At 42.5% G+C, this 12,788-nt stretch carries 16 protein-coding genes; 8 read left to right on the top strand and 8 right to left on the bottom strand.

Going from position 1 to position 12,788, the window contains the following annotated elements:
* The first annotated feature begins 11 nt into the window (after positions 1-11).
* The 8 genes from hypE to J2Z37_RS05330 all read left to right on the top strand — a co-directional run bounded on the left by hypE (position 12) and on the right by J2Z37_RS05330 (position 4,638).
* The gene (hypE, locus tag J2Z37_RS05355; RefSeq protein ID WP_209809195.1) at positions 12-1,010 is read left to right on the top strand and encodes a hydrogenase expression/formation protein HypE; all 999 of its coding nucleotides are present in this window, start codon (positions 12-14) and stop codon (positions 1,008-1,010) included.
* Between the two features lie 9 nt (positions 1,011-1,019).
* Positions 1,020-1,289 carry a hypothetical protein gene (locus tag J2Z37_RS05350; protein WP_209809194.1) on the top strand — a complete coding sequence of 90 codons (270 nt, stop codon included), beginning with the start codon at positions 1,020-1,022 and terminating at the stop codon, positions 1,287-1,289.
* 72 nt (positions 1,290-1,361) lie between these two features.
* Positions 1,362-1,871, top strand: coding sequence for a cytochrome b5 domain-containing protein (locus J2Z37_RS05345; RefSeq protein ID WP_209809193.1), 510 nt, complete (start codon positions 1,362-1,364; stop codon positions 1,869-1,871).
* Positions 1,871-2,764 carry a hydrogenase small subunit gene (locus tag J2Z37_RS05340; protein WP_245203589.1) on the top strand — a complete coding sequence of 298 codons (894 nt, stop codon included), beginning with the start codon at positions 1,871-1,873 and terminating at the stop codon, positions 2,762-2,764. The genes J2Z37_RS05345 and J2Z37_RS05340 overlap by 1 nt, the downstream gene beginning before the upstream one ends.
* A gap of 3 nt (positions 2,765-2,767) precedes the next feature.
* The gene (locus J2Z37_RS25735; protein ID WP_280922158.1) at positions 2,768-3,523 is read left to right on the top strand and encodes a nickel-dependent hydrogenase large subunit; all 756 of its coding nucleotides are present in this window, start codon (positions 2,768-2,770) and stop codon (positions 3,521-3,523) included.
* A 64-nt stretch (positions 3,524-3,587) separates the two neighbouring features.
* Entirely contained in the window at positions 3,588-3,887 is a 300-nt protein-coding gene (locus J2Z37_RS25730) for a nickel-dependent hydrogenase large subunit (protein WP_280922157.1), read from the top strand.
* The gene (locus tag J2Z37_RS25420) at positions 3,839-4,168 is read left to right on the top strand and encodes a nickel-dependent hydrogenase large subunit (RefSeq protein ID WP_342453784.1); all 330 of its coding nucleotides are present in this window, start codon (positions 3,839-3,841) and stop codon (positions 4,166-4,168) included. Before J2Z37_RS25730 ends, J2Z37_RS25420 begins: the two co-directional genes overlap by 49 nt.
* Positions 4,165-4,638, top strand: a complete 474-nt coding sequence (locus tag J2Z37_RS05330) for a hydrogenase maturation protease (RefSeq protein WP_209809192.1) — start codon at positions 4,165-4,167, stop codon at positions 4,636-4,638. Before J2Z37_RS25420 ends, J2Z37_RS05330 begins: the two co-directional genes overlap by 4 nt.
* Before the next feature lie 382 nt (positions 4,639-5,020).
* Here J2Z37_RS05330 and J2Z37_RS05325 read toward each other — a convergent pair whose 3' ends face one another.
* The 8 genes from J2Z37_RS05325 to pstB (J2Z37_RS05290) all read right to left on the bottom strand — a co-directional run bounded on the left by J2Z37_RS05325 (position 5,021) and on the right by pstB (J2Z37_RS05290) (position 12,784).
* Entirely contained in the window at positions 5,021-5,464 is a 444-nt protein-coding gene (locus tag J2Z37_RS05325; protein WP_209809191.1) for an N-acetyltransferase, read from the bottom strand.
* A 114-nt stretch (positions 5,465-5,578) separates the two neighbouring features.
* Positions 5,579-6,823 (bottom strand): NO-inducible flavohemoprotein, encoded by a 1,245-nt coding sequence (gene hmpA, locus J2Z37_RS05320; RefSeq protein ID WP_209809190.1) that lies wholly within the window; start codon positions 6,821-6,823, stop codon positions 5,579-5,581.
* A 208-nt stretch (positions 6,824-7,031) separates the two neighbouring features.
* Positions 7,032-7,907 (bottom strand): phosphate ABC transporter substrate-binding protein, encoded by an 876-nt coding sequence (locus J2Z37_RS05315; protein WP_209809189.1) that lies wholly within the window; start codon positions 7,905-7,907, stop codon positions 7,032-7,034.
* A gap of 170 nt (positions 7,908-8,077) precedes the next feature.
* Positions 8,078-9,844: a two-component system histidine kinase PnpS gene (gene pnpS, locus J2Z37_RS05310; protein WP_209809188.1), complete on the bottom strand. Its 1,767-nt coding sequence runs from the start codon at positions 9,842-9,844 to the stop codon at positions 8,078-8,080.
* A complete protein-coding gene (locus J2Z37_RS05305) occupies positions 9,831-10,547 on the bottom strand; it encodes a response regulator transcription factor (protein ID WP_209809187.1) in 717 nt (238 codons plus the stop codon). The genes pnpS and J2Z37_RS05305 overlap by 14 nt, the downstream gene beginning before the upstream one ends.
* A gap of 29 nt (positions 10,548-10,576) precedes the next feature.
* Positions 10,577-11,236, bottom strand: coding sequence for a phosphate signaling complex protein PhoU (gene phoU / locus J2Z37_RS05300; RefSeq protein WP_209809186.1), 660 nt, complete (start codon positions 11,234-11,236; stop codon positions 10,577-10,579).
* Positions 11,237-11,251: 15 nt separating this feature from the next.
* Positions 11,252-12,013 carry a phosphate ABC transporter ATP-binding protein PstB gene (gene pstB / locus J2Z37_RS05295; RefSeq protein WP_209809185.1) on the bottom strand — a complete coding sequence of 254 codons (762 nt, stop codon included), beginning with the start codon at positions 12,011-12,013 and terminating at the stop codon, positions 11,252-11,254.
* Between the two features lie 12 nt (positions 12,014-12,025).
* Positions 12,026-12,784, bottom strand: coding sequence for a phosphate ABC transporter ATP-binding protein PstB (pstB, locus tag J2Z37_RS05290; protein WP_209809184.1), 759 nt, complete (start codon positions 12,782-12,784; stop codon positions 12,026-12,028).
* Between the last annotated feature and the right edge of the window lie 4 nt (positions 12,785-12,788).

Genomic DNA, 12,788 nt, shown 5'->3' with positions numbered 1-12,788 from the left:
CGGAGGGAAGAATGAAGATACTCTTATCCCATGGTGATGGAGGCAGCCTAACCAATCAACTAGTAAAAGATGTTTTTAGAACCGCTTTCCAAGACGAGTTCCTGGAAGAGGAAGGAGATGCCTCAATCCTTCCAAACATGTCAGGGAGAGTTGCGGTTAGTACCGATACGTTTGTAATCGATCCGCTGGAATTTCCGGGTGGGGACATTGGAAAATTGGCCATTGCTGGAACAGTGAATGATCTCGCCGTTAGTGGTGCAATCCCGCAGTATTTGACTGCTGGTTTTATATTGGAAGAAGGATTATCCATCGAACGGCTGAAGAAAATCGTTCAATCCATGGCACATACAGCTCGGGATGCAGGTGTTCGGATTGTTGCTGGGGATACTAAAGTCGTTGAAAGAGGAAAAGGGGATGGAATCTATATTAATACAACAGGGATTGGTTATTATCCCATAGAGAGAAGGCTTGGCTTTGATCAGATCCAGCCTGGGGATTGTATCCTTATTAATGGGGGGATTGCGGAACATGCTGTTGCTGTTTTAAGTGAAAGAGCAGGGATTGGCTTCTCGGAAGTTTTACAAAGCGACTGTCGGCCCTTGAACAAAATGATATACGCTTTGTTAAAGCGTTTTCATAGTGTTCGGTTTATGCGGGACCCAACCCGTGGAGGGATTGCCACAACACTAAAGGAAATCGCCCTTCAAACGAAGATGGATATGATGATCCAAGAAGAATTTCTACCGGTTCGTCCGCGTGTGAGAGGAGCTTTGGAGCTTCTTGGGATGGAGCCTTATTATATGGCCAATGAAGGCAAGGTTTTAATCATTGCTGCTTCAGAAGAGGCCGATGAGATTGTTAGCTTTCTCCGCCAATTTCCAGATCAAGAGATAGCCGGTAGGATTGGGACTGTTCAGACTGGAAGCGGGAATGTATGGCTTAAGACACCATTTGGAGGGACGCGTAATCTGGGAATGCTTTCAGGCACACCGCTACCACGAATCTGTTAGGAAGGAGTGATGATGAAGGTGTGTAAAGAAAATCTGCATTTCACTGAAGCTGGTCTTGCGATGCAACAACTTCAGATTATATTGGAGTCTATTGAGCGTTCCATCACACAATGGGGGGAATATGTGCAGAAATTGGGAGTAACGAACTGTATGCTTGACTTTGAACAAACATTAATGGATGCAGCAGATCTAAGACGATCGATCCAGCAAATTGAATCAAAACTAGTCGATGCGAATCATCAACACAGTCCGGCCATTACCATCACAACTTTTAAGTAAAACACTCATGATCCTTCTTCCGAATAAGATAGCCCATAAGAAAATCGACACCCAATTGGAGGAATGGAAAATATGAATGAAAACGAACTAGAGTTGGTTAGAAGGCAGATTCAACTTACATTTGATGAGATTCAATACTTAATTCGGATGTTGTATTCAACAAAAGACTATCATACAAAAAATCTAACGCTAAACCAATTATGGAATAAAGTTTCCCTTCTTCACTTTCTAACCAACATGTTGGATCAGCAGCAAATCTCTTCGACGGTTACGCCTACTTTACCACAACCCAGCCAACCAGCGCCTCCTTCTCATATGAATCAAACAACGCCTCAAACAGTGCCGCAAAATCTTCCTACCATCACACGTGAACAATTAGCAAACGCAACAGGGAGGAATGGGAATCCCGCTTACGTAGCGGTAGGTGGGATCGTTTATGATGTCACGAATAATAAGGCATGGTCAGCGGCATCGCATTTTGGACTGCCGGCAGGTAAAGACTTAACTGCTGAATTTGCGTCGTGTCATGCTGGTCAGCAGTGGATTCTTTCAACCTTAAAGCCAGTAGGGAGGTTAGTCTAATGATTGATCCGCATCATGTACTGCCACCCGAGGACATGAGCAATGAGGCAATCGTTCGCAGATTAACTGAGCAAGCCAATGTGCGTATCCAAAATGGTCAATTAAAGAAGAAAAAACTAGTTTGGTTAGAGCTAACCGGCTGTTCCGGAAATATCATTTCCCTGATGAATGGATTCAACCCAAATCTGGAATATATGCTCACTTTAATGGTCGATCTTGTTTATAGCAACAGCTTGATGGCAGCTGAAGGGGAGGAGGCTATTGAACGATTGATGAGCGTCCTGGACGAGGAGTTTATTCTTGCGGTCGAAGGGGCTGTTGCCACCAAAAACAACGGCCTCTACAATGTTATAGGCCGATGGAGGGGAAAGCCATTTACGGCCTTACAGGCAGCGAAAATGCTTGGCGAAAAAGCATCCCACGTGATAGCGGTTGGCGCTTGTGCGGTCGATGGAGGACCATCCGCAGCTAAACCAAACCTTGCAGAATGTGTGGGGCTTTCCGATATCGTGAAACGTCCCATGATTAAGCTTCCAGGATGTCCTTGCCACCCTGATTGGTTTTTGGGCACGCTGGCACATTTATTGATGAATGGCGTCCCGGAGTTAGATAATATGGATCGCCCCTTATTGTTTTATAGTACGCTTATCCATGATCGCTGCCCGAGAAGGCCTTTTTTTGACAAAGGAATATTCGCCAAAACATTAGGGGAACCCACCTGCTTATTTAAACTTGGTTGCCGGGGACCTGTGACTCGGGTCGATTGTCCTACGCGTAAGTGGGATGGATATGTGAATTGGCCGATTGGAGCAAGTACCTGTATTGGCTGTTCACAATTTGGTTTCCCCGATAAAATGGGACCATTTATCTCCTACGACATAACAAGGGAGTAGAGCATGAAAAAACGAGTTGTAATTAATCCATTGACACGGATTAGTGGTTTTATGGAGATTGATGTTATGCTTGAACAAAATAAAATTATTGAAGTGAAAACAACGGGAAGTATCTTTCGCGGATTTGAGCAAATGATGGTTGGACGTAGCCCTTTTGATGCGATTTATCTTACCCAGCGAATATGTGGAATCTGTTCGACGGCCCATTCGGTTGCGTCATCGCTTGCCTTGGAGGACGCACTCGGTGTGCAGGTGACGGCACTCGGCCGATATTTAAGAGATGCCCTTCATTGTTGTGAGTTTCTGCAGAATCATATTCGGCATACTTATCAATACACGATCCCAGATTATGTCAAGCTGCCTGATGTAAGCTCGATTTTTAAAGTGGATCATGGGGATTTTCGCTTACCGCAGAAAGTTAATGAACAGTTGGCTAATCATTACTTTGAGTCACTGCGAATGAGCCGATTAGCTCATCAAATGTTGGCCGTAATTGGAGGAAAAGCACCTCATAACCATGGGGTGTTTGTAGGAGGCATAAGCACACCGCCAAACGCGGACCAGATCGTACGCATGAAGTCTATTTTGCAAACGATAACTGCTTTTATCGAAGAAAAAATGGTACCGGACGTTTATCTCATCGCAAAGTATTATGATGATTATTTTCATATGGGAAAAGGTCCCGGCAATCTCATGAGCTATGGTGCATTTGACCGCTACAAGGACCTTGGTACGCTTTATGTAGACCCGCTTGTTTAATTGAATAAGCAAGTTCATCCTTTTAATAGAGATCACATTAAAGAAGAAATCGATTATTCTTGGTATGAATTCCTATAAGCCGCTTGAAACGATGTCGACTCCGAATATGGATAAGAAAGGTGCCTATTCCTGGGTTAAAGCCCCAAGGTATAATAATCTCCCATTTGAAGTGGGCCCACTAGCGCGGTTGTGGTTGAGCGGTGAGTATCGCCGAGGGATTTCTGCGATGGATCGGACGATTGCAAGAGCATTAGAGGCCAAGGAAATTGCCGGAATACTAAGTATATTGTTGGATCAGATTACCCCAGGGGTCCGGTGCAACAGGTATGGAAGCTTCCAGACCATGCTGAAGGTACTGGATTAGTGGATACAACTAGAGGGGCATTAGGACATTGGCTTAAGATCGAAAACAAATTGATATCTTTTTATCAAATTATCACCCCGTCAGCTTGGGATTTCTCCACGCGAGATGTCCGCGGCATACCGGGTACCGCAGAGCAAGCGCTGCTGGGTACAACCATTCAAAATTCGGAAAACCCTGTTGAAATAGGAAGAATTCTTCGGTCTTTTGATCCCTGTATGTCTTGTGCCACACATGTCTATCAGCCAGGAAAAGAACCGATAACCATTCAGGTATTGGGATGAAGCCCATTGTCGTAATAGGAATTGGCAGCCGGTTGATGATGGACGACGGGATTGGAATTAATGTTGTGGAAGCACTTGCTAAACAAATGTCAAAGGATCAATGGGTGGATTACGAAGTTGGTGAAACGGATTTGGAATACTGCCTTGAGCGTATGATCGGTGCAGAGTTTCTTATTGTAGTTGATGCAGCTTTTACTGGTAAGAAGACTGGGGAAGTCAGTGTTATACCGCTAAGTGAGATTGTAACGATTCATCCAGGCATTTCACAGCATAATCTACATGTTTTAGAGATCCTTAGGACCCTTGATGAAGAAAAAAAGGGAGTTATGATCGGGATCGAGCCATTTCAGATTGATTTTCATTTAGGGTTAAGCAGTGAATTAAACGAGATCTTTGATCAGGTTGTTTGTGAAGTGAAAGATACGATTGAAGTGATAAAAACTTCAATTATAGAAAATATTAAAATCTAGTTGAATATCCGAAAGATCACCATAGACATATTACAAAATCGCAACTACATATATTGTTGAGGAAAAAGTCAGGTTTATTGGCTTTTTATTTTTATCACTACTATAATTTCATCAAATTCGTATTTTACGAAATTATGTCGAGACCCTCTTTTCGAGGTGATTTCAGCATTTTTACTGTGGAATTTCGCGCCTGGTATAACGGAAAAATTTTCTGCTATTTAATTTTTAATGTTGATCTCGTTTAAATAACGGAAACTTTTTCCGTTATTTAACAAAACCACATCATCGTAAACGATTACAACCAATCATAACGGAAAATTTTTCCGTTATTTGACCAATTTAAATTAACTTATCACAATTAGCGGGAAAAATTTCCGTTAATTCACTTCAAACCGCCGCTGGCCGCCCATGTCATCAAATATTCTTTTTCCGCCGTTTGATCGTCCACCAATTCGTCTTTTATAAAAAAACCGTTGTTCAAATAAAAGCGAACTGCATTCTTATTCTGTTGGTATACTTTTAATTGGATGGTTTGATTTATGCTTTTTACGTATTCTAATAAATATTTCCCGTAGCCATTGTTTTGTTCGCTCAGATCTATGAATAAAGCAGCTAAATAATCATCCATCATCGAAACGAAGCCTATAAGTCTATCATCCCTTTCTAAAACATAGGTTAAAGACATCGGGAGATAGATTTGTGCCATATCATCAATTTTTGAATGCCAGTAGTTTGGATCGATAAAATGGTGCGCAACAATGGACCCGTTCAGCCAGATTTCTACGATTGATTCGATATCTTTAGTAGTACTGTGTCGGATTTGCATTGGCGGATCATCCTTCCGGATTGGTATATATTAATCAATACACCAAACTTCTCCATCTGACAACACAAAAAAACGAGAAGAAACACTTTTAGTTTCTTCTCGTTCCCTTCTCCACTATCTTACCTGAACTGCTTCTGCTTGTTCCTCCAATTCCCCTGCTGGGCCGAAGAATTCGAAATGGATGTGCTCCTTCTCTACTCCCCATTGTTTTAGGCCGTTATACATAGCTTTCATAAAAGGGGTTGGTCCGCAGAAATAGAAATCCATCTGATTGGATTTAAGAATGGATTGTAGCCAATCGATGGTGATAAACCCTTCTTTATCAAAGCTTTGGAAGCGGCGGTCATTGTCTGTAGGTCTTTCGTAAACGAAATAATTTTTAAGCTGCTTATTCTTTGATGCTAGCTCTGTCATATGCTGTGCAAAGGCATGGAAATTGCCGTTAATTGCGGCATGAATATAAGTTACAGGGCGCTTAGGGTATTTCTCTACTAAAGTGTTTACCATACTGGTTAAAGGGGTTAGCCCTACACCGCCACTTAGTAGAACGACCGGTCGATCGTTGTGTTCATCAAGTGTAAATACCCCAGCAGGTGCGCTGATTTCAAGGATATCGCCTTCTTTAATCTGCTGGTGTAGATAAGTTGATACCATTCCATCGGGCTTTATATCATTCCCGCTTTCTTGTTTAACAGAGATACGGTAGTAATCCTTGCTAGGTGCATCCGAAAGACTGTATTGACGGATGTGGGAATTTTCCACTCCAGTTATTTGCACTTTCACACTAATGTATTGGCCAGGAAGAAATGAAGCAAGTGCTCCCCCATCTTGCGGTTTTAGATAGAAGGAAGTAATGACTTCACTCTCTTTTACTTTCTTATCTACCACAAATTTGCGGAAATCACTCCAACCACCTTCGACTTCTTGAGCTTGCTGGTATAGTCCCTTTTCGAACGAAATAAAGGCATTTGCAATGACCTGATAAGCGTCTTTCCAGGCGTTCAATACCTCGTCAGTCGCTGCATCCCCTAAAACATCTTTAATGGCAGCGAGCAGGTTTTTCCCTACGATCGGATATTGTTCAGGTTTAATTCCGAGACTGCGGTGTTTGTGGGCAATCAACTTCACATCTTCGATGATTTCTTCTAAATGATCAATATGTGCTGCAGCGGCATAAACGGCGTTTGCCAATGCGGTTTGCTGTCTTCCTTGCTTTTGGTTGGCATGATTGAAGACATTCAGCAATTCGGGGTTATTTTGAAAAAGTAGTTGATAAAAGCGAGTAGTAATTTTCTCACCATGGACTTCAAGTACAGGAACTGTTGATTTGATAATGTCGATTGTTTTTTGTGTAAGCAATGGTAATCCTCCATTCTCCTGTTTCTTCTATGTCTCTTAAAAAATGTTTATGTTTCAACAGTTTTTATGATAATAAAGGTGTTAAATAAAAAATGTGATAACGATCACTGACAGCCATAAATAGATCTAATTGACTAGATTTTGCCACAATTTCTGTCACAGAAAAGACAAAAAAGAGGATCGCTGAAGCTAATCCTCCTTTTTTTACTTATTTATTTGTAACATTTCCTGAAGCATCACGGTCTACTTTCATGACCGAAACAGGAATATATCCAGCCTGCGGCACCACTTCCTGTTGGAATTTGTCGCTAAGAACATAGTCTAGGAAGGTCTTTACATCTCCAGTTGGTTCTCCTTTGGTGTACATATGTTCATAGGCCCATACGGGATATTTGTTGGTTGTGATATTCTCGACCGTTGGTTCAACCCCATCCAGCTTAATCGCCTTGATTGTTGTATTATCGATATAGGAAAGAGCGGCATAACCGATAGCTCCCGGTGTTTCTGAGACAATCTTGCGGACCGTTCCCGAGGAGTCTTCTGTAATTCCTTGTGCTTCCTGATTTTTATCTAAAGCATAGGAAAAGAAAGTCGTACGGGTTCCTGAACTTGCGGGGCGGTTTACTAAGGTGATTTTTTGGTCATCTCCGCCTACTTCTTTCCAATTTGTAATTTTACCTGTAAAGATATCGATTAATTGTTGTTTGCTCAATTGGTCTACTTTGGCATTTTTACTAACAATGGCTGCCATACCAACCACTGCGACCTTATGGTCAACGAGTGCATTCACATCAATTTCTTTTTTTTCTTCGGCGAAGATATCCGAATTACCGATCGTTGCTCCACCTGAGACTACCTGTGATAGCCCTGTTCCACTTCCGCCACCTTGAACCTGGATAGAGATTCCGGGATTTTCATTCATGAAATTCTTCCCAGCTTGTTCTACTAAAGGCTGTAAGGCTGTAGAGCCGACCGCTGTGATCGAATTCGAACTGCCCGTTGAGGAATTCCCGCCACCGCAAGCCGTTAGCGCAAGGCTGAGAGCCGAAAAAACTGCTATAGATATGTACTTAAACCTTTTCAATGTGATTCCCCCTGTTTTTATTTGGGATAGCTAATAGATGACATACTAAGGTTGTATTATAAGGACTGGATATTGAGCAATCGTTAAGTGAATGTAAATTAAATGTAAAAAAATTGTAAGCGTATTCTTTGTGGCGCATTAAAAAAAGACCTGATACTCCTAACGAGGATTCAGGTCTTGGTATTTCTAGGAAAGAAAACGCGGAAACGGGATCCCTTCCCTTCCTCGCTTTCCACAATGATTCTTCCATGATGGGCATCGACTAAATGTTTGACGATCGCAAGCCCTAATCCCGTACCTCCAGATTCACGGGATCGGCCTTTATCTACCCGGTAAAAGCGCTCAAAAATTCGCTCCCGATCCCTTAGTGGAATGCCGATACCTGTATCAGCTACTGATATTTCGACCTCGTTTCCATGGTCTACCACATCTACTGAAACAGTGCCATCCTCCGAAGTATAAGAGATCGCATTGTCGATTAGGTTAACTAATATTTGATGAAGACGGTCTTTGTCACCTTCTACTGTTATATCGTGTTGGCTAGGGAAGTGAAATTCAATCTTTTTTCGGTTGACTTTTTCTTGAAGATGCTGATAAATATCGTAAATGAGCTCATAGATACGAACCTGTTCTTTTCTAAGAGGGACTTTTCTTTGTTCAATCTTGGAAAGATCCAAAAGATCATTTACAAGCCTATGCAATCTTTCGCTTTCGGTATAGATGATTTCCAGAAAGTTTCGACGCACTTGCGGATCATCCATTGCTCCGTCCAGTAAGGTCTCTGCAAATCCTTTAATCGAGGTAATTGGTGTTTTCAATTCGTGTGAAACATTGGCGACAAATTCACTTCGAATTTTCTCCAAACGACGGATCGCGGTGATATCGTGCAGGACTGTAACCACTCCTTTCACTTCTCCGTGTTCTGAAGTATAGGGGGCTAAATTACAGTCGACAATGCGTTCCTCGGGATAATAGATATGGACTTCTTCGCGGATTCTCTCCCCTGTTTTAAAACAGCGATCAATGATTTCGCTCAACCCATAATTTAATCCAGCCTCAATATGAAGTTTACCGATCAAAGTTCTTTCCGAGTGTCCCAATAGCTCCTGTGCTGCCGCATTGGCAAGCAAAATTCTACGGGATTCACTAATTAGGATCACTCCGCTGAACATGTTTTTTAATATGCCAGAAAGCTTCTCCTCATTCACCTTGATCTCATACATTTGTGATTGCAGACTGGATGCCATAAAATTAATCGCTTTGGCCAGCTGATCGATTCCACCCACCTTTTTGCCTACGACTCTTGTTTCGTATTTTCGTTCCGTGATTTTTCTGGCCACTTCCGTGATCTCTTGAAGAGGCCTTGTGATATGACGAGAGACAAACAGACTGACAAAGATATTGATGATCAAGGCAGCAGCCATCCCAAGTGTCAGACTGACCCATAATTGATGGATAAATCCATTAATTCTTGAAACGGAAAGGGCAACACGAACAACCCCTCGTTGACCTCCGGGGTTGTCAAAAGCATGTGCTACATAAACCATCCTCTGGCCTAATGTTGAACTAAAACGAACGGCAGTTCCTTCTGCGTTATGCAAGGCCTCTGAAATTTCAGGGCGGTTTGAGTGGTTCTCCATTGTTCTAGGATCCACTTCTGAATCGGCCAGTACGGTTCCATCCCTCGATACAATCGTAATGCGCGAATCCTCGGCTTTTGCAAAACGAATCACCATGGGCTGCAGCTCAGCAGAATCCAAAGGATGATGGTTATCAATAAAGGTAGAAATCAAGGCTGCTTCTTGGGCTAAACGAGTGGAAACAGTCTCGAAGTATACCTTCTCAAGCAAATTTCCCACATAAATACCCAGTCCGAGCAATGTCCCGACCATGATGGAGATGATGACGGTATTTAATCGGAAACTAAAGCTCTGCATGATCTGCCTCGAATTTATATCCTAGACCGCGCACGGTTTTAATGTATTTTGGCTGCTTCGTGTCCGCCTCGATCTTTTCCCTTAAATGCGAAATATGGACATCGACGATCCTCGAATCTCCTAGAAAATCATAATTCCATACGGCATTAAGCAATTGTTCTCTAGTCAAGACGCGATTTTGATTTCTGGCAAGATAAAGCAACAGCTCGAATTCTTTTGGTGTTAACTCTAATTTTGCTGAATGAAAGAGTGCCTCATACTTTTCAGGATGGATCTCTAGTGGTCCAATTTGAATCACTGTATCTTCAGTTGAATCGTTTTCTGCAGGGACGGTCATATGCTTGGTTCGGCGCAAGATGGCTTTTACCCTTGCCACCACTTCTCTTGGGCTAAATGGTTTCGTTAAATAATCATCTGCCCCTAATTCTAAGCCTAGAATTTTATCTAACTCCTCATCTTTCGCTGTAAGCATCAGGATCGGCGTATTATTTTTTGCCATCCTCAGCTGCTTGCAAACTTCCATCCCATCCATCTGCGGCAGCATGAGATCCAAAAGGATTAAATCGGGTTTTTCACTATAAACCAGGTCATGTCCTGTTTTCCCATCCATGGCTGTTACAACGGTATATCCCGATTTCTCCAAATTAAATTTTAATAAGGTAGAGATCGATACTTCGTCTTCAATTACGAGGATTTTCTCCATGGATTGATTACCCCTGTTTTTAAATTGATTTAGTCATTTAATTCTTCTAATTTCCCTGTTACCAAGTAAATGACCCATTCCGCAAGATTTGTCGCATGATCGCCAATTCGTTCCAAATAGTGGGCGACAAAAAGAAATTGGGTTCCTTGATTTACCGTTTCTGGCTTCTCTTGCATGATGCCTATCAATTCATTATATATTTCCTTGTACAGAGCGTCCACTTGATGATCTTCTTTTCCGATTTGATAACATTTAGGAAGATCCTGATCGATGTATGCTTTAAGTGCATCGCGTACCATCGATTGGGCCAGTCCGGCCATTTTCGGAATATCAATCAGTGGTTTCACATACTGTTCGTTTTTTAAACGAACAGTGGCCTTTGCAATACTTACTGCGTGGTCTGCCATTCGCTCTAGGTCCGTGACAACTTTGAGTACCGTAGCAATTCGCCGAAGGTCACCAGCCATCGGCTGCTGCAAAGCGATTAAACGGAAACATTCCTTTTCGAGATCAAGGTATAGCCCATCAATCTCGTCATCATGATGAATAACCTGTAAGGCCAGATCTTCGTTTCGCTCTGCTAGTGACTTAACAGATAAATGAATCGCCTCTTCTACCATCGTTCCCATTTTTAACAAGTTTTGATGAAGTTTTTCTAATTCCTCATGAAAAGATAATCGTGCGCTCATTTTCGCTTCCTCCCTTTATCCAAATCGACCTGTAATATAATCTTCCGTACGCTTATTCTTAGGTGATGTGAATAGCAGATCTGTTGCACCATATTCCACTACCTCTCCATTCAGGAAAAAGGCGGTGTAGTCCGAGGCACGTGCTGCCTGCTGCATGTTATGGGTAACGATGATCACGGTATAATTCTGCTTTAATTCCTGGATTAATTCTTCTACACTTGCCGTTGAAATGGGATCAAGCGCAGAAGTTGGTTCATCCATGAGGATAATCTCTGGCTCGACGGCAAGGACACGCGCGATCACGAGACGCTGTTGCTGACCACCTGAAAGCCCTTTTGCCGGGGTGTGGAGTCGGTCCTTTACCTCATTCCATAAAGCCGCTTTTTGTAGACTCTGTTCAACAATTTGATCGATTTTTTTGCGGTCCTTCAATCCGTGGATGCGCAATCCGTATGCCACATTATCGTAAATCGACATAGGGAAAGGATTGGGACGTTGAAATACCATTCCCACGTTTTTTCGTAGGTGAACGATATCTGTATTCGAATGATATATATTATTCCCATTGACTTGAATATCCCCTTGGATTTGCACCCCTGGAATCAAATCATTCATTCGGTTCAGGGTGCGAAGGAAAGTAGACTTCCCGCAACCGGAAGGTCCGATCAGTGCGGTTGCTTTATTTCTTTCAAAGGAAAGATTTATATTAAATAGCGCTTGGGTTAAACCATAGTATAGATTGAGATTTTTTACTTCTACCACTGGTGTAGACTGCATCGTATGACCCCCTTACCCAAATCGTCCGGTGATATAGTCTTCTGTCTTTTTTTGTTTCGGGTTGGTAAAAAGCCGCTTCGTTTGATCTACCTCAATCAACTCACCCAACAGGAAGAAGGCAGTCTGATCAGAGATCCTTGCCGCTTGTTGCATGTTATGGGTCACCATAATAATCGTATAATCCTTTTTAAGATCAAACATTAATTCTTCAATTTTTGCCGTAGAAATCGGATCAAGTGCTGATGTTGGTTCGTCTAACAATAACACCGAAGGTCCTAATGCCAACGTCCGTGCAATACACAATCTCTGTTGTTGACCACCGGAAAGCGCAAGGGCTGAATCCTTTAACCGATCTTTCACTTCATCCCACAGCGCAGCTTTCCGCAAGCAGCTCTCCACAATTTCATCGAGGTTTTTCATCCCATGATAACGCGGCGCAAAGGCCACATTCTCATAGACTGATTTAAAAAATGGATTGGGTTTTTGCCAGACCATCCCAATCCGGCGGCGCAACTGTTGAAGATCCTCTCCTTGGTCATTGATGTCATGTCCTTCAAACCAGATCTTTCCGGTCACCCGGGTCCCTTCCACCAAATCATTCATCCGATTTAAGGAGCGCAGATAAGTCGACTTCCCACATCCGGAGGGGCCAATCAGCGCACTGACCGTATGCTTAGGGAAAGTTAAATTAATGTCTTTAACGGCATGGTTTGTTCCGTAATACACATTGAGTTCTTCCGTTATTAATCCGTTCTTTTGTAAAGAATCCATACTT

Source organism: Ammoniphilus resinae (assembly GCF_017873965.1).
GTDB classification, from domain to species: domain Bacteria; phylum Bacillota; class Bacilli; order Aneurinibacillales; family RAOX-1; genus Ammoniphilus_A; species Ammoniphilus_A resinae.
Note: the sequence above shows the minus strand (reverse complement) of the source record. Positions and strands in the feature narration are given on the sequence as shown.